Genomic DNA, 21,338 nt, shown 5'->3' on the forward strand with positions numbered 1-21,338 from the left:
TTTTGTTTAATGTTTGATTATCGTCTCCTTCAACTGTTTGCGCACAGCCTTCTTACGTCGCAGATACTCCAGGCGCTCCTTGGCATGCTGATTTGAGAGGCGCAGCTGATGGCCATACACCAGACAGGCTGCTCCCATATAGGCAGCCACCTGAATCCAGAGATAGCGCAGCTCAGGAGCCACGTCGCCCAGCGTACCGCCCATCGTGTTCATTCGCACGAAAGCCCTGACGCCATAGGTACTCGGAAAGAGCCACGACACCCCCTGCCAATAGCCTGGAATGTTGGACTGCGGCCACGAGATGCCACTGAGGAACAGTAGCGGCAGTGATACGAACACCACAATCAGCATGACGTTCTCACGATAGCGCACCAGGCACGAGACTGTCATGCCGAAAAACACGCAGGCCAAGACGTAGGGTGTCATCATGGCAAGCATATTCTGCCACGAGGCCAGTTGTGGGAAGTGGAACAGCCGAGGCACAACCAGTGTGAGGAAAGCGCCCATCACAGCATAGACCATGAGATAGGCCAGTGCCTTACCACTGACAATGCGCCCCACCCCGCTATAACAGGGATGGATAGGTATGAGGTCGCCATAACGGTTGCGCTCACGAGCCGTACCAGCAGCCAGTCCGATACCCAGCACCAGTGTCTGCTGCAGGATAAGTATCAGCACTGCAGGCAGAATAGACGAGCCATAGCCTGCGCTGGGGTTGAAGATAGGCACATCTTCAAAATCGAGCGGACGCGTGGTGATCATATCCTCACGAGCGGTATAGTTGCCCGACACCTGTTTCTGTATCTCTGCGCCCATCTGCTGACTTACCATCATGGCGGTCTGGTAGATGGCTTTATAGGTGAGCATCAGCGCCATGTCGCAGTACACACTGACGGTGCCCTGCTCCATGCGATTCAGTTTTGTTGCGAAGTCCTCAGGTATGAGATATATACCCTTCACCACCTGACGGCTCACAAGCGACTGGGCATCGTCGAGATCCTCGGCATAATAAGTCACATGCACATCGGGCGAGGCATCGCACATACGGATGAACTGGCGCGAGAGCTGGGAGTGCGACTGGTCGACCACCGCCACAGGCACCTCGTGGATCACCTCATTATTATATATCCACGAATAGAGCAGCGGATATATCAAGGGTACGATGATAAAGAATATGAGCACGCCCTCGTCGCGGAACACCTGCTTCATCTCCTGACGCCATACATAGGCGACATCGTTCAGCCACTTCAGTATGTTAGGGAATGTAGACATAGGTGAGCATTGCGTTTTTAATCTTACTGATGACAAACCACGGCATGAGGATGAAGGCCACCAGTCCCACAAGGTGGAACCACGCGTCGATAAACGGATAGCCATTGAACACCGTAATCTGATAGAGCATATAGTAATGACGCAGGGGGAAGAGCCACGTCAGCGCCTGTATCGGCGTGTCCATACCCATCACAGGGAAAGCCGAGCCTGCCAGTGAGAAGCTGAGCACAGCCCACAGCGAGCAGATACTCATCGACATGCGCAGCGACGGCATCAGTCCGAAGGCGAAGATGCCAAAGCCTATCGAGGCAAACACCTCGAGCAGCGCCAACAGTACGATGCGCCACCAGCCTCCCACATGGGGGAAGTGGAGGATATCGTAGATATAGAACTCATAGAAGAATATCAGCACCAGAAACACCAGTGCCTGAGGCAGGAACTTGCCAGACAGGGCTACCACAATGTTATTGTCGGCCTTCAGAAGCCACTCCTTACCGCGGTCAAACTTTAGCTCCATACCTAGCGAATAGGCTGATATGAGAAACATGAAGAGCATCATGACACCTGGCACAAACACCGTCGAGAGGTACATATTGTAGTTGGTCCACGGGTTGGCAATCTGGTGCAGGTCAATGCGGATGGGCTGCAGGAAGGTCTGTATCTGACTCTGCGTATAGCCTTTGGCACGCATCGTGGCCTGCCCAACGGCCGCAGAGCCGAGCGTAGAGATGGTCTTCAGGTCTTTCATCAGCAGTGTGCCCGACATCACTGAGGCCATGTTGTAATAATAGGATATCTTAGGCTGCCGCGAAGACAATAGGTCGTCGGTCGTTCCCTTGGGGATATACAGAAAGGCGTATATCTCGTTCTCCTGAACAGCCTTGCGCGCCTCGGCCACACTGGGATAATGCGCCACCACCTGCGAACTCTGAAAGGCGTCAAGGCGTCGGATAATGCCGCGCGTGGTACTTGTATTGTCGAGATCTACCACTCCTACTGGCATGTCCTGAGGCAGTCCCTCCCCCATCAGCGAGGTGAAGAACACCAGCGCCAGCAGCGGGAACACGACCATACAGAAGCCGTAAATAGTATTCTTGCGAAGAATCCTACATTCACGCTTTGCTATCAGCCATATTTGCGATAGATACTTCAATTTGTTACTTTTTAATAATCAACGACATGCCTGGGCGCAGACCATCGAGCTTATCAACAGGACGAGCCTTCACCTCGAAGGTCTTCAGGTCGTACTGCCCGTTGGCCTTCGTAGCCTTCCATACGGCATACGAACCCTGATCCTTCAGGTAGTACACCTTCATTCTGATTTCCTTGTTGAAGGCAGGCACGAACACCGTAAACTCAGACCCCACCTTCAAGTCGCCAAGCTGATCCTCACGCACGTTGAAGGTTCCCCACATGTCGTCCATCACAGCAATCGACATGATAGGCGAACCAGTGCCGATAAGCTCGCCAACCTTGGGATAGACGTCGCTCACCTCGCCCTCTTTTGGGGCAGTCTGGACAGTCTCGTGGATATAGCTGTTCACCTCTTGTACGGCACCCTTGGCACGCCCCACCTGGGCAGCAGCGGCCATTTTGTCTTCCTTGCGAGCACCGTTCACAGCCATGTCGTACTGACTCTGAGCAGCCTTCATCTGAGCCTCCATGGCCTTATAGTTTGCAAAGGTTTCATCGCGCTTCTGGGCACTCATCACCCCTTCGTCGTAGAGGCGTTGCACACGGTTGTACGACTTCTCTGCAATCTCGTAGCCGGCCTTAGCCTGCTGCAACACGTTATAGGCACCACGTATCTGCTCCTCGCGGGCACCGTTTCTGGCTTTCAGCTCCAAGGCAGCGGCAGCGCTCTCTGCGCTCTGCGCCTGCTCCATCTTGGCTCTCACCTCAGGGGCGTCGAGGATGGCAAGGGTATCACCAGCCTTCACGTAGTCGCCCTCACTCACACGGAGTTCCAAAATACGTCCTGGCACCTTACTCGACACACGATACTCAGACACTTCCACTTGTCCTTGAATCACGTCTGGCTCACGATCGAGGGCAAGGAATCCGATCAGGGCTACGATAATGACTACTGCCACGAATCCTGCGATGGCCAGTAGAATGTTATTGTGTTGACTTTTTGCTGACATATCTTTATTTTACTTTTTTACCTTTAATATTTTCCGCCTTTACTCAAGCGTTCCCAAAGCCTTCTGCAGGTCAACCTGCGAGAGCTTGACATCAATCTCTGCGTCGATTTTCTGCGACTGGGCCTGTAGCCATGCCGTCTGTGCCTCCATCACGGTGGCTGGCGTGATGACGCCCTCCTTGAATCCGAGGTTGGCCATGCGCAGATTCTCATCGGCACGCTGGATATTCGCCTGTGCCATGGTGAGTTTCTTGTTGGCCTCAGCCACCTTGAAGGTCGTCTGGTTCACCTGCAGTTCAATCAGTTCCTTAGCCTCAGCCAGTTCGAGGTTGGCAATCGAGGTGGCCCCCTTTGAGGCACGTACCTTATACATCACGTCGCCCCAGTTCCAGATGGGCACGCGAATCATCACGCCCACGTTCCACAAACCAGCGAATCTCTTCTCGAAACCGTTAAACACATTAGGATTGCTCACGGCATAACCACCCGTAAGAGCCACCTGAGGCAGATTGCCTGCTTTCAGCACGTTGGTGGTCTGCTTCGAGATGTCGACACTGTTCTGGAGCATCTTCAGCTCAGGACGGTTCTCCACGGCAGCCTCTACGTCGAGCTGTGGCGTCAGTTCCACCACGGCAATGTTCTCTGCCTGCTCGTCGGCCAGCGCCACCTGCTCGTCGAGGGGCAGTCCACAGAGCTGACAGAGCAGCATACGCGACAGTACCAGTCCGTCGCTGACCTTGGTGAGCGTCATCTCAGCCTCGTTCACTTTCACGTCGACCGTCAGTCCGTCGCTTCTCGTAGCCACGCCCTCGTCAATCATCTTATGAACATCGGCGTCGAGTTTCTTTACCAGGTCGAGATAGCCCTCGGCCAGTTTCTTCTTATGATAGAGCGATACCACCTGCCAGTAGGCCTGATCAATCTTGTAAAGGGTAGCCTGGCGACGGGCCTCCATTGAGTGCCCCGCCATCTCCTCGGCGATATCAGCCATCTTGTTCATGGCGATGATGCTGCCTCCCATGAAGATGGGCTGTGTCAGCGTCACAGAGCCGATAAACATGTTACGCGTGTCTGTATGGAAAGCATCTACAATCTTCTGTCCTTCGGCATTGAGCATCTGCTCCATCATCGGCCCAAGCTGTCCCATGATGGCAGCCATCTTCGGGTCTTGTGCCAACAGCGGAGCCATGCCCTGAGTCAGTCCACCTGCAAACGAGGTGCCCAACTGTCCCAGTTCGCCCTGCATCACATCACTCAGCAGCGATATCTCCCTGCTGGTGTACTCATAGGCGCCCAAGGCACTCACATGAGGCAGGTATTTCGTGCGTGCCGCCTTTCGGGTGTTGGCAGCCACGTCCTGCTTCAGTTTCGAGATGCCCAACTGTTTGTTGTTCCGCAAGGCCATCTGCCTACAGCTGTCGAGTGAGAGCACCCGCTGGGCACTTGCGGTGAAAGGTAAAAAGGCAAAAAGGCAAAAAGGCAGAAACCCTTTCACCCCACTTCTTACCGTCTTCAGTCCTTTCCTGTTCATCATCCTCTTTACTTAAAGTTAAAGGTCCTCGACCCTATCATGTTCCCGTCGGCGAAGATGCTTACGCGGTAGTCGCCAGCCTCCAGCATCTGGGTCATGTTCCAGTATACGGTCACAGGTGTTTCCTCACCCGTATATTCTATCACCTTCTTAGCAGAGCACTCCAGGTTGCGGTTCTCATAGGCGAAGGTGCCACCTCCAGTGAGCACGTTACCGCCAGGATTCTGTATGCGCACATAGATAGTACGGTTACCATTCGATGCTGTGACATTCTTCGTGATGGCGAAGTTCACCTTCATCTGCTTGCAGTCCTTCAGTTTCTTGGCCACCTTACCATGCTTGTCAATCATCTGCATCACAATGTTGGTGGCGTCGAGCTGGGCGGCAATGGCCACCTTCTCTGAGAGCGACGCCTTCTCACTGCTCAGTCCGGCCACCTGCTGGTTCTTCTCGGCCAGCTCGGCCTTCACGGTAGTGTTCTCCTGCTTCAGGCTCTCGTTCAGACGGTTCAGCGAGTCAATCTGCATCACGTAGTCGCGCAGCACGGCTCTCACCGTGGCCAGTTCCTTCTTCAGACGGGCTATCTCGCGCGCGTCGGAAGCCTTCACCTGCTTCAGTTCCTCCAGCAGCTGCTGGGTTCTCATCTGCTCCTGCGTGAGCTGCTCTATGATCGAGTCGTTGTTTATCTGCGTCTTCATCTCGCTATACTGCAAGGCAAAGCGCTCATACTCGTTTTCCATCTCCTTCTTGTCAAGCTCAGCCAGCTCCTGCATGTCCTGGTTCACCTGTTTCTGCTCCTGCAGACTCATGAACAACCACGCCACACCAGCTACCAGCGCCAGCATCACCACAACAATCGGAATCAATATCTTCTTATTCATATTACCTAATCAATCATGTTAACGGGTGCAAAGATATGTCATTTCGATGAAAAAACAAAAGAAAAAGTTTGGAAGTTAAGAATAAATAACGTATATTTGCAACGACAATATTACTACACCCTATGAACAAGAAAGGATTCCTCTATCGCGCGTTCGACCTTTATTATGACGGATTTCGCCATATGAGTCTCGGACGAACCCTCTGGGCTGTCATCCTTATCAAATTGTTCATAATCTTCGCTATACTAAAAGTGTTCTTTTTTCCTGATTTCCTAAAACAGAAAGCTCCCGACAATGAAGCAGGCTATGTGGCCACAGAACTCATCGACAGAGCACAATAATCAATTAAACAATACAATATTTATGTTCAATCATCTACTTTTAGACATTGATGCCAGTACCGTCGACTGGTCGAGAGCACAGTTCGCCCTCACAGCCATCTACCACTGGCTCTTCGTGCCCCTCACGCTGGGTCTGGCGGTCATCATGGGCATCATGGAAACCTGTTACTATCGCACAAAAGACGAATTCTGGAAACAGACAGCCAAGTTCTGGCAGAAGCTGTTCGGTATCAACTTTGCCATGGGTGTGGCCACAGGCATCATCCTCGAGTTCGAGTTCGGCACCAACTGGAGCAACTACTCCTGGTTCGTGGGCGACATCTTCGGCGCTCCTTTGGCAGTCGAGGGCATCGTGGCCTTCTTCATGGAGTCGACCTTCGTAGCTGTCATGTACTTCGGCTGGAAGAAAGTATCGCCCGGTTTCCACCTCGCCTCCACCTGGCTTACAGGCTTGGGCGCCACCATCTCAGCCTGGTGGATACTCGTTGCCAACGCCTGGATGCAGTATCCCGTGGGCTGCGAGTTCAACCCAGACACCATGCGCAACGAGATGGTCAGCTTTGCCGAGGTAGCGCTCTCGCCCTTCGCAGTGAGCAAGTTCTGCCACACCGTCACCTCAGCCTGGATCATCGGCGCCGTATTCTGTGTGGGTGTCTGCTGCTGGTATCTCCTTAAGAAGCGCGAGACCAGGATGGCCCTCGAGAGCATGAAGATAGGCGCCGCCGTGGGTCTGGCAGCCGCACTGCTGACAGGTGTCACAGGTCATAAGTCGGGTATGGACGTGGCCGAGGTACAGCCCATGAAGCTCGCGGCCATGGAGGCCCTCTACGACGGAGGCACAGAACAAGGTCTGAAGATTGTCGAGGGCATCGAGATTCCCTATGGTCTGTCACTCATGGCCACTAACGATCCACATGGCTTCGTGCCAGGCATCAACGACATCCTCAACGGCTATATCACGGCCAACGGCAAGACAGAGCTCTCTGTCGACGAGAAGATAGATCGAGGCAAGAAAGCCATCGCGGCCCTGTCAGCCTACCGTGCCGCCAAGTTCGCCTCAAGCGACGACGGCTCCATTGCCGCCGCCCAGCTCAAGGTGCTGAAAGAGAACATGCCCTATTTCGGCTATGGCTATATCAAAGACAAGAACGCCGTGGTGCCCCCTGTCGCCATCAACTTCTGGGCGTTCCGCGTCATGGTGGGCATGGGGTGCCTGTTCATCCTCTTCTTCGCCGTAGTGCTGGCAGGCGCCTACCAGTTCCCTAAGGCCCTGTGGAAGAAGCGCGACATCACCGCCCTGCCAGCCTGGCACTACTGGGTGGCCATCGCCCTCATCCCGCTGGCCTATATCGCCTCAGAGAGCGGATGGCTCGTAGCCGAATTCGGACGCCAGCCCTGGACCATTCAGGACATGCTGCCCACATGGGCATCCGTCTCCGACATCCAGTCGTCGAGCGTCATCATCACCTTCTTCCTCTTCCTCATTCTCTTCACCACGATGCTTGCCGTCGAGATCAACATCATGCTTCATCAAATCAAAAAAGGACCTCAGCTATGACATACACATTCTTACAGCATTATTGGTGTTTCGTCGTCTCCCTGCTAGGTGCCATACTGGTATTCCTGTTGTTCGTCCAGGGCGCCAACTCCGTAGCCCGAAGCCTCGGCTATACAGAAGAGGGTCGCCGACTGGTCTACAACTCCACAGGCCGTAAGTGGGAGTTTACCTTCACCACGCTCGTCACCTTCGGAGGAGCCTTCTTCGCCTCCTTCCCCCTGTTCTACTCCACCTCGTTCGGAGGTGCCTACTGGCTCTGGATGCTCATTCTCTTCACCTTTGTGCTTCAGGCCGTGAGCTACGAGTTCCAGAACAAGCTGGGTAACATCCTCGGCCCTCGCACGTTCCAGTTCTTCCTCACCCTCAACGGCATCCTCGGCCCACTGCTCTTAGGCGGTGCCGTGGCCACCTTCTTCGAGGGCAGCAACTTCATCGTAGAGAAGAACAACCTCATCGACGCTGGCGCCATCACCCCCATCATATCGCGATGGGCCAACGCCTCCCATGGCCTCGACGCCCTGCTCAATCCCTGGGTACTCGTCTTCGGCTTCGCCGTGGTGTTCCTCGCCCGTGTGCTGGGCATTCTCTACGTCATGAACAACGTCGACGACGAAGACATCCGCTCGCGTGGCAGCATGCGCCTCATCGGCGCTGCCGTGCCCTTCCTGGTGCTTTTCGTGGCCTATCTGGTCCACCTGCTGCTCAAAGACGGTTTCGCCTACAACGACGAGGGCATCATCTACATGGAGCCCAACAAATATCTTACCAACCTGCTCGAGATGTGGTATCTGCTCGTCGTGCTGCTGACAGGTATCGTCCTAGTGCTCTACGGCATTCTCAGAACCATCTCCTCCAAGAGCTATTTCGGTGGCATCTGGCCTGCAGGAATCGGCACCGTGCTCACCGTTCTTGCCCTGCTGCTCTGCAGTGCGTGGAACCACACGGCCTACTACCCCTCAACGGCCGACCTCCAGTCGTCGCTCACCCTTGAGAACTCCTGCTCCAGCGAGTTCACGCTCACCACCATGTTCTACGTCTCGCTGCTCGTGCCCTTCGTGCTGGCCTACATCGTCCATGCCTGGCACGCCATCGACAAGAAGAAACTCACCAAAGACGAGCTCCAAGGCGACGACCACGCCTACTGATAAAAAAGATCCCCCGCTTCATCAGCGAGGGATTCTTTTTTGTTATTTCAGCAGTTCATCGAGGAAGGTGTAGAACTCAGGATCCTCTCCTACAATCGTCTTCACCAGCTTACCCTCAGGCGATATAATCACCTTCGTGGGGAAGCCCTCGATACCATACATCTCTCCCAATTTAGGCAGCTGTTCGTCGCTGCAACGCACCTGCAGCCAGGGCAGTTCGTGCTCCTCAACAGCAGCCTTCCACTTCTCCTCACTGTCTCGGCAGTCCACGCCCAGAATCTCCAGCTTATCCTTGTGCTTAGCATACGCCGTCTTCATGTTGGGAATGCCGCGAATACACCAGATACACCACGAGCCCCAGAAGTCGAGCACCACATACTTACCTCTCAGCGACGAGAGTTTCAGTGCATTACCCTGCAAATCGGGCAGCTCAAAGTCTGGCGCCATGTCAGCATCCGTTGTCATTTCCTCCTGAGCCACCTCAGTAGTAGCCACCTCATTGGCCTTTGGTTTCTGCGTACAGGCTGCCACCAGCGACACCGTCACCGAAAGCAGTACAATCGTCAAAATACTTTTCTTCATAATTCGTTTATTTTAGTTTATATCTTATTGTCTTAGAACGTCATGCGGACCATGAAGCGGACGCCGTGTTTGTGGGCGGTGGGCAACTCGTTGTAGTTGAGGCGGCGCACATACTCGACGTGGATGAGCTTGAAGATATTGTGGACACCCAGCGAGAGTTCCATATAAGGGCGCTTGGGATCGATGACGTAGGAGCCTTCTGGGAAGTACATGAGCAGGGGTGAGCCTGCGTTCTGGGCGAGGAAGGGATTGTTCTTGTCGCTGAGCTCGCCCCACAGCACTCGGAAACCTATCCACTCACGCCACTTGAGCTTGCGGATGAGGGGGATGCGGTTGAATATCTTACCATTCAGGTCCCAGTTGAGCTGGGCTGAGAGGAAGCGGTCGGTGGGGAACTCCATGTTGTTGATGGCCTCGAAGGTATAGTCCTGCACGATGTAGGAGAGGTTGGTCTCTGGCATGATGAGCAGCGGATAGGGCACTTTCTCCCACTCGATACCGCCCTTGATGAGCCAGTCCATCTTACCCCATGACTTGAGCCAGAAGCGCTTGTAGATAGAGGCCTCGGTATAGTTGTAGCTGTAGTCGCCACCCAGCACGCCCTTGATGCCGAGGGTGTGGCTGACGGTGAACACTGGGGCGTCGAGGTTGATGGGCAGTCGGCGCTGCTTGGTGTTGATGAAGGTCTCGCCAGGGGCGAAGCGCAGCTCGGCACGCAGCTCGGTGGTGCGGATCTTACGGGAGGCCACAGGGGTATAGTTGGCTGTCACGAAGGTGTTACCCTGGAACATAGGCGCCACGGGATGACTCCAGTTGGTCCACGTGTTCTTGTCGGCGCTCTCGCTCAGAGGGATGAAGTAGAGATTGCCAGCGGCCTCGTTCTCCTCGGCCTTCAGGCTGAGACGGGTGCGGAAGCCCCAGTCTTCCTCGCGTTCGAAGGTGAGAGACTGGCGATTGTAGAACTGCATCTTGTCGACCTTCGACCACTTAAAGGCGGTGAAGACATTATCCTTATCGGTGCGCATGAACTTATCGGACGGCGACTCAATGTCGTAGCTCGACGAGAAGGTGAGCGTGCGCGTAGGGAACTCGCGAGGCAGATACTCCTTCTTGTTGAACGACCAGATGACGTCGCCCTTGTAGTAGTTCTTCCTGGAGTCCCAGCCACGGGCGATATAGCCACGGAAGAAGAGGTTGGAGTCGAGGTTGGCCGTGGTCTGGGCTGACAGACGGGTACGGATGCCATCGATGAAGTTCTTGGTGATCATGGTGTTGACAGGACCGATGTCGACCTTCGAGGGATGTTTCTTGGTGCCTGTCTCGACGAAGTTCTCTACAAAGGCCTTGACACCGAAGACGATGTACTTGAAGCCCTTGATGTTCTCGAGGTTGGAGATGAAGTCACCCATCTGACTCTCGCTCCTGGTGAGCTCTACCTGACGGTACTGGTTCCAGAAGTCGTCGCCACGCATCATAGCATTGACATCCTTCACCTCTTTCTTTTTGCCCTTGAAGAGCTGGCGCGGCAGTTCGTCGAAGGCATAGTCGGTGATACGGGTATTGCGGATGACGGCCAGCTTCTGGAGGAAGGAGGCGAGTTTAATCTCAGTAAACATGTCGTCGACAGCCAGCACCCAGTCGCCATCGGGCAACCGGCGGAACTCCTGCACCACCTGCATGTTCTCGACGAAGTTGACGTCGCTCTTCTTGGGGATGGTCATCTCGCAGCGCTTCACCTGCCACGACGAGTCGGCCAGGATGTAGAGGTCGCCACGGAAGCCGAAGTCCTGCTGGTTGTTGGGCAGGAAATGAAGGTGGAAACACTTGTCGCCCTGCACCATGAGGGTGTCCTGGATATAATAGCGGTAGAAGGAGATGGCGTCCTTGCCGATGGGCGACGTGAAGGGATACTGCAGCATGCGTATCTGGTCGTCGTAGATATTGACATCGGTGAACACGTCCTTGATGACGGTGTTGAGGATGTCGCCCGTCTGGATGATATCGTTGATGCCCGTCTGGTTCATGCCCTTAATGATGACTTTCTCGTCGTGGGGTTTCTTGCGGTAGACTTTCTGCGACACGGTCTCGTCGACGCTGATGGGCAGGATGAGCTTGTTGTTATAGGGACAGGGCTCTATCTGGTCGATGAGCCACTGTTTCTTCTTGTACTTGGGTGAGTCGAGCATCTCCGGACTGAAGTCGTTGAGCGCGAGGGTAATCTTCTGATACTTGTTGTACTGGTAGAAGTCGCGGTTGTCGAGGTCGGTCCTCTTCTTGGCGGCCACTACCTTCTTCATCATCTCGACAGCTGGGTTGTTCTTACGGCTGTAGCGCCCACGCTTCGACTTGATGGTGACTTCCTTCAGCAGGGTATTGTCGGGCTTCAGACTGACCTTGAACATGCTCTTCACGTTGGCATTGACTACCACCGTCTGCGACACGTAACCCACGGCCGTGAAAGTGAGCGTCCACCCGTTATGACGGGCGATGGAGAAATTGCCCTCGATATCGCTGGCCACGCCGATGCCATGACCCTTGTACTGGGCACTGGCAAAAGGCAGGGGCTCGCCTGTCTGGGCATCGAATATCTGGCCCGACACAAAGTGCTGGGCAAAGGTCGTTATAGGTAAAAAGGTTAAAAGGCTGAGTAGTAACAGGAATACTTTTTTACTCATTTATTAACGCTTTTAAATTTGTGATTATCTGTTCTGGAACTGATTCATCGACGGGGTCGCTGGTCCAGCCCTCGCCCTTGAACCATACCGTATGGCAGCCTGCCTCGCGGGCAGGAATGATGTCCTTATCGATGCTGTCGCCTACCACAACCACCTCGTCTGGATGGAGGCGGAGGGCCTCAACGCCCAGCGTGAAGATGCGCGGATCGGGTTTACGAACACCTACCACGGCCGACTCGATGATCTTGCCGAAGATGCCTTCAAGGCCGAACTCTCGCAGCACCGTGGCGATGTTGCCATAGAAGTTGCTCACCAGCACCAAGGGGTACTGCTCTTTCAGACGGAGCAACACCTCGCGGCTGCGTGCCGTCTCGGCACAGGTCTGCTCGTAGAGGTCGTCGACCACATGGAGCTGCGCGCTCTGCACGTCGAACCTGGCATGGTGCTGCCGCAGGTAGTCCATCTGCAGCTCAACCTTCTTCTCGAGCGTCTGGCGGAAGGTGAAGTCGGGCTGTATGATGGGGTTCTTGCCCAGCGTGCGCTCACCATGGATGTAAGCCTCGCGAAACAGCTCCCAACCGACGGGCACCTGCTGGCGCTCGTAGGCATGCCAGATGACCTTGCCCCAATGCTGTCCACCCGTGTCGAGCGTGCCGCCATAATCGAATATATATCCTTTTATCATGCTTTATCCTTATATTGTTTTGTATTTAGCGCAGCACAAAGTTTCTCGTGCTTACGATGCATATACACATACATGGTCTGCAGCACGGTGAGCTCTACGAGGGGATATACCCACGGACAGCCCAGCAGACAGGTGACGTAGATGGTGATAGCTCGCGAGTTGAACGTGAGCAGGTTGGTGTACTTCATCAGGGGGCGACTGCCTGCGAGCAACTGCTGGCGCACGTCCTCGGTCTGCAGGGCGGCGTCGCTCTTCCAACGGGCAAAGAACTGCTGGAACTGGGGCGTGCGCTGCTCCTGGCTCTTGCAGTAGTTGGCATAGTTGTAATAGAACAGACGCGAGAGCACCTCGCCCTTGGGCAGGTTCTCGTAGATCTGGCGCTGCTGACGGTAGTTGTCGAGTTCACTACCCTCCTTACCCAACAGGAAGAAGAGGTGAATCTGGCGGTAGTAGTCGGCCAGTGAACTCTGCTTGGAGTGGAAGCCAAAGCCAGCCAGTGCACAGAGTACGAAGCCCCAGATGCCCCACTCGATGTTGGTGAAGGGGATGTGCTGGTTCCACAAACGGGCCACGATGCCTATATAGATGGCGAAGAACCACACGTCGCCTGAGAAGCCGTCGAGCATTCGGCCAATGAGGGTCTTCTTGCCTGTGAGACGCGCCATCTGACCATCGGTCGAGTCGCAGAAGTTGGCAAACATGAGCAGCAGCACGCCACAGACGTTCGACCACAAATCGGTATAATGGAACATCCATCCTGCACCCAGGCCCAGGAAAATGGACACGATGGTGATGACGTTGGGGTGGATGTCAAACTTATTCCACAACAAAGCGAAAGCCAAGCCTATGGGACGTGTAAAGTGGACGTCGAGCCACTCCTCAGTGTCCTCTGACTTAAAAGATAATCTCAATAATTCCTTAAATGTTGCCATATATCTGAAAATCTAAATTCTAAATCAGCCCTGCGATGGCGTCGGCTGCCTCGTCGCGACAGCGCGAGAAACTGGGCCAGTCGTTGAAGTCGATGATGCACCACGAGCCGTCGGCACGCACGATGGCGTCGCCGCCATATACCTTGATGCCAACTGCCTCGGCCAACTGCTCCACACGCTGCTGAAGCCGGGCCTCACTGAAGGCGTAGTGACGAGCCTCGCCATTGCGCGCCTCGTCGGAAAACTTGAACTGACCGTCGTCTGTGGGGTAATAATAGCGGAAGAAGCCTGTGCCCTGAACGCCATAGAACTTCACCAGGTCGCCCACCACATGGGCACTCACCACATACTGACTGATGCCACGCTGCTGCATCTTCTGTATCTCTTGTTCCAAGGCCTCACGGTTGGGGGCGAACACCACGTCGCCCTGACTCTGGGCGGCCTGGTCGCCACGTTTCAGCCAATAGCCGTCAACACCCTCCTTAGGGGGCATGGGGGTGCCTATGCGCGCCATAAGAGCTTCGAGCTGACAGCGGCCACAATGCTCGATGCCCTCTGGACGGTTGACGATCTGTACGCCCTCGAGCGTCTTCAACCAAGACAGCGTCTCAGGCAGTCGGCCCATCGTGAAGATGGCGTCAGCACTTGGAGCCGGTTCTAAGACCGTCGTCTCGCTCACCAGGCTCACTTCGCAGCCCTTACTGCGCAGCCTCTGAGCCACAGCCTCGAGTATCGCCAGGTCTTTCTCCACAGAATTAGGCGAAAAGACCTCTGCCCGCTGTATCATCAACACCCTTTTCATTTCTCTTTCATCAGGAAGCCTTCGGCTTTCTGGATATCGCTGGCATGGTCGATGTCGAGCACCTTGGAGAAGGGCCATGCCTGCAGGCGCAGTCCGTCGGCCACCAGCGCACGCTGGAAATTACGCATACGGCTCTCGCCACGCTCGATACACTGAGCCAGTGTGGTGAGCGAACGGGGTGTCAGACCATAGATGCCGCCACTGATATACTTGGGCTGGTCGCACTGATCGAGGAAGCCTGTGATGCGCAGCTCTCCATCGGTAGCCACGTAAAGGGGTTTCTCATCGTCGATATAGTCGGTCACACCCATCAGGCCGTCGATCTTGTCACAGAACAGCTGGCGCTGGAAGGTCTCCACATAGGTTGAGAACTCCTCTTCGCGGAAGATAGTATCGACAGTGGTGAGTATAAAAGGTTCATTGCCAAGCCAACGGCTCAGCTCCCACATGCTATGCATGCTGCTGGGCGTAGACTTGACAATGAACTTCAAGGGCACGTCGCCCCGTTTCTGTATTGTCTCCAGATGGGCACTCACCATCTTCATCTGCTCATTACAGATCACCACAATCTCTGTGGCGCCATTAGCCATGAAGATTCTTATAAGACGGTCAATCAACCGTTCTCCACATACCTCTACCAGAGGTTTGGGATTCTGGACTCCCTCCTGAGCCAGTCGCGAGCCCTCGCCCGCGGCTATGATTGCATATTTCATTCTGATTCTCTTGTACGTACACTAAACTGGGGGCAAAGATACGTATTTCCCTCGAAAATCAGAAAACTTTTAAATCTTATTTATTTTTCTATTGATAAATTGTCTATATCTATATCGCCTGAACCGTGCTTTTCCATGTGGAAGCGACTGACACGGCCACTGAGGTTGATGTCGCCTGAACCGTTGAGCTGGCAATCCACTGAACCACAGTCGTTATTGAAGTTCACGTTGATATCGCCTGAACCACGCAAACCGATGTTGGTATCATTCACACGATGCAGGTTGAGGTCGATGTCGCCAGAGCCTACGAGGGTCACTGAGACGTTGCGCGACTCAAGGTTTTTCACATCCAGATCGCCTGAGCCTACCACCTCTACACGGCATCGGTCGCAGACCACATCCTGCACGTCGATGTCGCCAGAGCCACGCAACACGAACTCCATATTGTCCGTGTCAATGAGTTCGCGACTGACGAAGTCGCCAGAGCCATTGAGGCGCACGCTAGTCAAGTCGGGTGATGTGACATATATCGACATATCGGCACCATCGTTGAAACTGACGTTCACCATGCCCATTTTACCACGGTTGCGCACAATAAGGGTACTACCTTCCTTTTCGGTCAGGATCTCGTCTATCACGTCCTCTGGTGCCTTTACCACTACAGAGAAACTGTCGGCCTGAGTATAATAGACCGTAGGCGAGCCATTGACCTCGATACGCTCGAAATCTTTCAGATGGCGCGTCTCTGTCACCATATCCTTCTCGCTGAAGGAAAGACTCCTATAACAATTCACACACGACGACATTGCGACGGATAGTCCCACCATAGCGATGCCCAACAGAAAATGATGTCTCTTCATAACGCTTTCGTATTTTTTATTCAACTTCTGCCTATTAGACGCAAAGATAGCCGCAAAAGTTTCATCGTCAGCAAATATTTTTATATCAAATTTATACCAAAGGCAGATCAACCCAGAAAGTAGAGCCATGATCGATGGTCGAGTCGACGCCGATATTACCGCCCAGACTCTCTGCATGCGACTTGGCTACTGACAGTCCGAGACCAGCGCCAGGGATGTAGTCGTCGACCTTGACGAATCGGTCGAAGATACGTTTCTGGTCTTCTGGCGCGATACCCTTACCTGTATCCTCTACCCATATCTTGACATGGTCGCCCTGAGGCAGGCTGAAGCCTAAGGTGATGGTACCGCTCTCTGTAAACTTCACCGCATTCTCCATCAGGTTCTCAACCACCTCACGCAACTTGTCGACATCGGTATTCATGAGCAACTCGTTGTATGGATACTGGGTCACCACTTTCACCGATACGCCATCTACCAGCTGGGCACACTTCCTTGCCACTTCTGTGAGCACAGGCACGATGTCGGTCTGAGCCTTGACCAGACTCTTAGCCTCGGCCTCTACCTTTGACATACTCACAAGACCGTCGATGATCTGCAACAGCTTGTGGTTGTTCATCTGTATCTCTGCTATCAGCTGGTTGCGGTCTTCCTCGTTATCCACCACAGGCAACAGGTCGGCAAAGCCCACGATGGCATTCAGCGGCGTACGTATCTCATGACCCATGTTAGCCAGGAAGGCGGTCTTCAGGCGATCGCTCTCCTCTGCTCTGTTACGGGCATTGATCAGGGCTGTCTCCATCTGCTTCTGGTCGTCGATGCGCATCGAGGCACCCACGATTTTCGTCGGTATGCCATCGGCATCGCGGTCGGCCACCGTGGCGAAGCTCTGCGCCCAGTGGTATTTCGCATTCGGGTTATCCTTTACCTGATACTGTTGGTTGAAGAACATTGAACGCCCCTCAGCCAGATCTTCCAATGCCGACATCACTCGCGAGGCATCGGTAGGCATCAGCACATCCTGCAGCAGGTCGATTGGCGCCTCTGTTCCTGAAGGGAAGGTAGGGCCGTCGCGGAAATCGGCATCATAGGTGATGATGCGGGTACGGGTATCAACGTGCCACGTCGACAGTTTCATGGCCTTCAGCACCAGGTCGTACTCAATATTATATTGCTGAACCCTTGTTAAATCGTCGATTTCCTTACGTATCCTAATGCCATTGCGATATTGTATAATGATACCAGCCACGGCTACCAGCAGCAGCAAGATGAATATGCCCCACAGCAACGGATAAAGATAAGCATCTTTAATCTGGAAGAAAAGTAGCAATCCAAGCATGGTTTCTAAATGGTTTCAAACATGAATTCGGTGGGCAAAATTAAGGATTTTATTTGAATTGCCAACAAAAATGCCTGTTTTTTTCGTAAAAAGTCATCTTTTTTGTAAGATTAACAGAAAAAATGTGTGATATTTGCTCACTTTACATTAACTTTGCAGGCTGTAATTGAATGACATTCATGGAACAAAAATTTGAATTAATCGCCAAAACGTTTATGGGACTGGAACCTGTACTGGCGAAGGAGCTGACCCAACTGGGGGCTAACGATGTGGAAATCGGTAGACGAATGGTATCGTTTACAGGTGATAAGGAAATGATGTATCGTGCAAATTTCCAGTTGCACACTGCCATCAGAATTTTAAAACCCATACGGCATTTCAAAGCCAAGAGCGCTGACGATGTGTATGAGGAAATCAAGAAGATAGATTGGACAGAATTTTTAGGGACGGAGAAGACCTTCACCGTCGACTCTGTGGTGTTCTCTGAAGAGTTCCGCCACTCTAAGTTCGTGTCCTACAAGGTGAAAGACGCCATCGTGGATCAGTTCCGCGAGAAGACAGGCAAGCGCCCCAACATCTCTGTGGCTAACCCTGACGTCCGTCTGAATATGCATATCGCAGAAGACAAGTGTACGCTGAGTCTCGACTCCAGCGGCGAGTCGCTCCATCGCCGCGGCTATCGCCAGGAGAGTGTCGAGGCACCTCTGAACGAGGTTCTGGCAGCAGGTATGATCCTGCTCTCTGGCTGGCAGGGCGACACCGATTTCATCGACCCCATGTGCGGCAGCGGTACGCTGCTCATTGAGGCTGCCCTCATTGCCAAGAACATGGCTCCTGGTCTGTTCCGCAAGGAGTTTGCCTTCGAGAAGTGGCCTGACTTTGACGCCGACCTCTTCGACAGCATCTATAACGACGAGAGTTTGGAACGTGAGTTCAATCACAAGATCTACGGCTACGACATCGACATGAAGGCTGTAAACACAGCTCGCATGAATGTGAAGGCTGCTGGCCTGTCTGACATCATCAGCATAGAGCAGCGCGACTTCAAAGAGTTCACCCAGCCAGAGAACAAGAGCATCATCATCACCAATCCGCCTTATGGCGAGCGCATCTCTACCCCTGACCTCATGGGTACCTATCGTATGATTGGCGAGCGACTGAAGCACCAGTTCAAGGGCAACGACGCCTGGGTGCTGAGCTATCGCGAGGAGTGTTTCGACCAGATTGGTCTGAAGCCCAGCATCAAGATTCCTCTCTATAACGGCAGTCTGGAGTGCGAGTTCCGCAAGTACCAGATGTTCGATGGAAAACTGAAGGACTTCCGCTCTGAAGGCGGCATCGTGAAGACCGAGGAGGAGAAGCGCCAGATGGCCGAGAAGCACCGCTTCAAGAAAGAGCGCGAGTTCAAGAAACGTTTGGAGGAGCAGGAGGAGAACGAAGAGGCCGACATCCGCTCGTTCACCTTCCACCGCCACAACCTCGACAAAGACAAGCGCAATGAGCGCAGAAGCCACAGAGACAACGGCCGTGAAGACCGTGAGGAGCGCAGAGACCGCAAGGGCGGCTACAAGAGCAGCGCGAACAAGGGCGGCCATGAGCGTTTCGACCGCAGCGGCAAAGGTCGCTCATTCAGCAAAGGCAAGGATTTCGGAAAGAAAAGGAGATTCAACGATGACGAGGATTAAGCAGTTGCTGACCACGACATTGCTCCTGGCAGCCTCTATGACAATGAGCGCACAAAACAGACTTTTCTCCCTTGAGGACCTGAATTTCGGCGGCAATAACTACTACCGCATGCAGCCCAGGGACATGTTCCTCACCTGGTGGGGCGAGAGACTCGTTCAGACGGATGTGGAGGAGTGCTACCTTATCGACACGAAGACTGGTGAGAAGCACCTGCTCTTCACCCTCGATGACATCAACACATGGGCAGAGAGCGACAGCGTGAGATATGTTCGCCACCTGATGAACGCCACCTTCCCCTACCCCAGTCAGCCCATTGTGGCAGTAGGCAACAGAAAGGCTTTCATCCTTGTCGACTTCGAGGCAAAGAAGATTGTATGGCAGGACAGCATCTCCGGTCAGGAGGCAAACGACTGGAACGCCCAATCGCGCGCCACAGCCTATGTCGAGAACAATCAGCTCTTCATCGCCGACGCACAGGGCAAGAAGCACCAGCTGTCGACTGACGGCTCACGCGAGATTGTCTACGGACAGTCTGTCCACCGCAATGAGTTTGGCATCAACAAGGGTACTTTCTGGAGTCCTGACGGCATGCGTCTGGCCTTCTATCGCATGGATCAGAGCATGGTGACCGACTATCCGCAGGTGGATATCTTCCCTCGCGAAGCTACCCATGAGCCTGACAAATATCCCATGGCAGGTATGGCCTCTCACAAGGTCACCATAGGCGTCTACGACCTCCAGTCGCAGCAGACCGTCTACCTGCAGGCTGGCGACCCCACAGACCGCTATTTCACGAACATCGCATGGAGCCCTGACAGCAAGACCGTCTATATTCTTGAACTGAATCGCGGTCAGAACGACTGTCGTCTGGTGTCTTATAACGCCATCACTGGTGAACGTATCGCAGAACTCTATCGCGAGACATCCGATAAATATGTAGAACCACAGAACCCCATCCAGTTCCTGCCTTGGGATGACACGAAGTTCATCCTACAGAGTGAGAAGGATGGGTATAACCACCTCTACCTGTTCGACGTGAAGGGTAAGGAACTCAAGCAGCTCACCAAAGGCCCTTGGGTGGTAATGGAGGTGGTTGGTTTCAACCGCAAGAGCCAGAGCATCATCATTCGCTCCAACGAGCTCAGTCCCCTGCAGAGCAATCTCTATGCCGTCAACGTGAAGACGGGCAAGCGCACCCTTCTCGACCGTGGCATCGGCGTGACTCGCAGCGTCAGCCTCTCTGCCTCTGGCCAACAGGCTGTTGAGAAGTTCTCTGCGCCCGACATTCCTCGCATCATCGATATCGTGAACACCAGCAATGGGAAGCATTGCGAGTTGCTCAATGCCGAAGACCCCTGGCAGAACTACCAGCAGCCCATCTTCGAGAATGGCAGCATCAAGGCTGCCGACGGACTGACCGACCTGTATTTCCGCATGGTGAAGCCAGCCGACTTCGATGCCAGCAAGAAATACCCCACCGTGGTATACGTATATGGTGGTCCCCACGCCCATAACGTCGATGCCTCATGGCACTGGATGAGTCGCTCGTGGGAGACATATATGGCTCAGAAAGGCTATATCCTGTTCATTCTCGACAACCGCGGTTCAGAGAATCGCGGACGCGACTTCGAGCAGGCCACCTTCCACCAGCTGGGACAGATAGAGATGCAGGACCAGATGAAGGGTGTCGACTATCTGCGCACCCTGCCTTACGTTGATATGGATCGTCTGGGCGTACATGGCTGGAGCTTTGGCGGCTTCATGACCATCTCGCTGATGACCAACTACCCCGATGTGTTCAAGGTAGGTGTGGCTGGCGGCCCTGTCATCGACTGGAAATGGTATGAGGTGATGTATGGCGAACGCTATATGGGCACCCCAGAGAACAATCCTGAGGGTTATGCCAAGACCTCTCTGCTTGCCAAAGCCAAGAACCTGAAGGGCAAGCTGCAGATTATCACTGGCTACAACGACAACACCGTGGTGCCTCAGCACTGCCTGTCGTTCCTCGATGCCTGTATCAAGGCTGGCACACAGCCCGACTTCTTCGCCTACCCTGGCGAGGAGCACAACATGCGCGGCCATGCCAGCGTGCATCTGCATGAGCGCATCACACAGTACTTTGAAGACTACCTAAAGGTGAAAAGGTGAAAAGGTAGAAAGGTAAAAAGGTGAAAAGGTAGAAAGGTAAAA

The 21,338-nt window shown here is 53.8% G+C and carries 18 protein-coding genes; 5 read left to right on the forward strand and 13 right to left on the reverse strand.

Annotation, left to right across the window (positions count from 1 at the left end):
* Positions 1–6: 6 nt before the first annotated feature.
* Genes T325_RS00340 through T325_RS00360 form a run of 5 tightly spaced genes read right to left on the reverse strand, consistent with a single transcriptional unit; the run spans position 7 to position 5,827 of the window.
* Positions 7–1,272, reverse strand: coding sequence for an ABC transporter permease (locus tag T325_RS00340; RefSeq protein ID WP_036909499.1), 1,266 nt, complete (start codon positions 1,270–1,272; stop codon positions 7–9).
* The gene (locus T325_RS00345; RefSeq protein WP_231622161.1) at positions 1,256–2,425 is read right to left on the reverse strand and encodes an ABC transporter permease; all 1,170 of its coding nucleotides are present in this window, start codon (positions 2,423–2,425) and stop codon (positions 1,256–1,258) included. Before T325_RS00345 ends, T325_RS00340 begins: the two co-directional genes overlap by 17 nt.
* A 4-nt stretch (positions 2,426–2,429) precedes the next feature.
* The gene (locus T325_RS00350; protein WP_036909501.1) at positions 2,430–3,416 is read right to left on the reverse strand and encodes an HlyD family secretion protein; all 987 of its coding nucleotides are present in this window, start codon (positions 3,414–3,416) and stop codon (positions 2,430–2,432) included.
* Between the two features lie 39 nt (positions 3,417–3,455).
* Complete coding sequence (locus T325_RS00355) at positions 3,456–4,949, reverse strand: TolC family protein (RefSeq protein ID WP_369794023.1); 1,494 nt, start codon at positions 4,947–4,949, stop codon at positions 3,456–3,458.
* A 5-nt stretch (positions 4,950–4,954) separates the two neighbouring features.
* A complete protein-coding gene (locus tag T325_RS00360; RefSeq protein WP_036909502.1) occupies positions 4,955–5,827 on the reverse strand; it encodes a hypothetical protein in 873 nt (290 codons plus the stop codon).
* Positions 5,828–5,949: 122 nt separating this feature from the next.
* Here T325_RS00360 and T325_RS00365 point away from each other — a divergent pair, with 122 nt between their 5' ends.
* The 3 genes from T325_RS00365 to T325_RS00375 are packed head-to-tail and all read left to right on the forward strand — an operon-like array spanning position 5,950 to position 8,871.
* Positions 5,950–6,168: a DUF4492 domain-containing protein gene (locus T325_RS00365; RefSeq protein WP_036909503.1), complete on the forward strand. Its 219-nt coding sequence runs from the start codon at positions 5,950–5,952 to the stop codon at positions 6,166–6,168.
* Between the two features lie 22 nt (positions 6,169–6,190).
* Entirely contained in the window at positions 6,191–7,726 is a 1,536-nt protein-coding gene (locus T325_RS00370; RefSeq protein ID WP_036909504.1) for a cytochrome ubiquinol oxidase subunit I, read from the forward strand.
* On the forward strand, positions 7,723–8,871 hold the full coding sequence (locus T325_RS00375) for a cytochrome d ubiquinol oxidase subunit II (protein ID WP_036909505.1): 1,149 nt from the start codon (positions 7,723–7,725) through the stop codon (positions 8,869–8,871). The genes T325_RS00370 and T325_RS00375 overlap by 4 nt, the downstream gene beginning before the upstream one ends.
* Before the next feature lie 42 nt (positions 8,872–8,913).
* Here the strand turns inward: T325_RS00375 and T325_RS00380 are convergent, their stop codons facing one another.
* The 8 genes from T325_RS00380 to T325_RS00415 form a co-directional block, all read right to left on the reverse strand.
* Complete coding sequence (locus T325_RS00380; protein WP_081910984.1) at positions 8,914–9,453, reverse strand: peroxiredoxin family protein; 540 nt, start codon at positions 9,451–9,453, stop codon at positions 8,914–8,916.
* Between the two features lie 32 nt (positions 9,454–9,485).
* Positions 9,486–12,128, reverse strand: coding sequence for a DUF5686 and carboxypeptidase-like regulatory domain-containing protein (locus T325_RS00385; RefSeq protein WP_036909506.1), 2,643 nt, complete (start codon positions 12,126–12,128; stop codon positions 9,486–9,488).
* Positions 12,121–12,813: an HAD family hydrolase gene (locus T325_RS00390; protein ID WP_036909508.1), complete on the reverse strand. Its 693-nt coding sequence runs from the start codon at positions 12,811–12,813 to the stop codon at positions 12,121–12,123. Before T325_RS00390 ends, T325_RS00385 begins: the two co-directional genes overlap by 8 nt.
* The gene (locus T325_RS00395; protein WP_036909509.1) at positions 12,810–13,745 is read right to left on the reverse strand and encodes a CDP-alcohol phosphatidyltransferase family protein; all 936 of its coding nucleotides are present in this window, start codon (positions 13,743–13,745) and stop codon (positions 12,810–12,812) included. Before T325_RS00395 ends, T325_RS00390 begins: the two co-directional genes overlap by 4 nt.
* A gap of 19 nt (positions 13,746–13,764) precedes the next feature.
* Positions 13,765–14,547, reverse strand: coding sequence for a hypothetical protein (locus tag T325_RS00400; protein WP_036909510.1), 783 nt, complete (start codon positions 14,545–14,547; stop codon positions 13,765–13,767).
* Positions 14,544–15,260 (reverse strand): nucleotidyltransferase family protein, encoded by a 717-nt coding sequence (locus T325_RS00405; protein WP_036909511.1) that lies wholly within the window; start codon positions 15,258–15,260, stop codon positions 14,544–14,546. Before T325_RS00405 ends, T325_RS00400 begins: the two co-directional genes overlap by 4 nt.
* A gap of 80 nt (positions 15,261–15,340) precedes the next feature.
* Entirely contained in the window at positions 15,341–16,120 is a 780-nt protein-coding gene (locus tag T325_RS00410) for a head GIN domain-containing protein (protein WP_181020805.1), read from the reverse strand.
* 91 nt (positions 16,121–16,211) lie between these two features.
* On the reverse strand, positions 16,212–17,459 hold the full coding sequence (locus tag T325_RS00415; RefSeq protein WP_051949613.1) for a sensor histidine kinase: 1,248 nt from the start codon (positions 17,457–17,459) through the stop codon (positions 16,212–16,214).
* A 179-nt stretch (positions 17,460–17,638) separates the two neighbouring features.
* Between T325_RS00415 and T325_RS00420 the strand changes: the two genes are divergently transcribed.
* Complete coding sequence (locus T325_RS00420; protein ID WP_036910005.1) at positions 17,639–19,144, forward strand: THUMP domain-containing class I SAM-dependent RNA methyltransferase; 1,506 nt, start codon at positions 17,639–17,641, stop codon at positions 19,142–19,144.
* On the forward strand, positions 19,131–21,296 hold the full coding sequence (locus T325_RS00425) for a S9 family peptidase (protein WP_036909512.1): 2,166 nt from the start codon (positions 19,131–19,133) through the stop codon (positions 21,294–21,296). The genes T325_RS00420 and T325_RS00425 overlap by 14 nt, the downstream gene beginning before the upstream one ends.
* Positions 21,297–21,338 lie beyond the last annotated feature (42 nt).

The sequence above is a fragment of the Prevotella sp. FD3004 genome (assembly GCF_000746155.1).
Lineage (GTDB): Bacteria > Bacteroidota > Bacteroidia > Bacteroidales > Bacteroidaceae > Prevotella.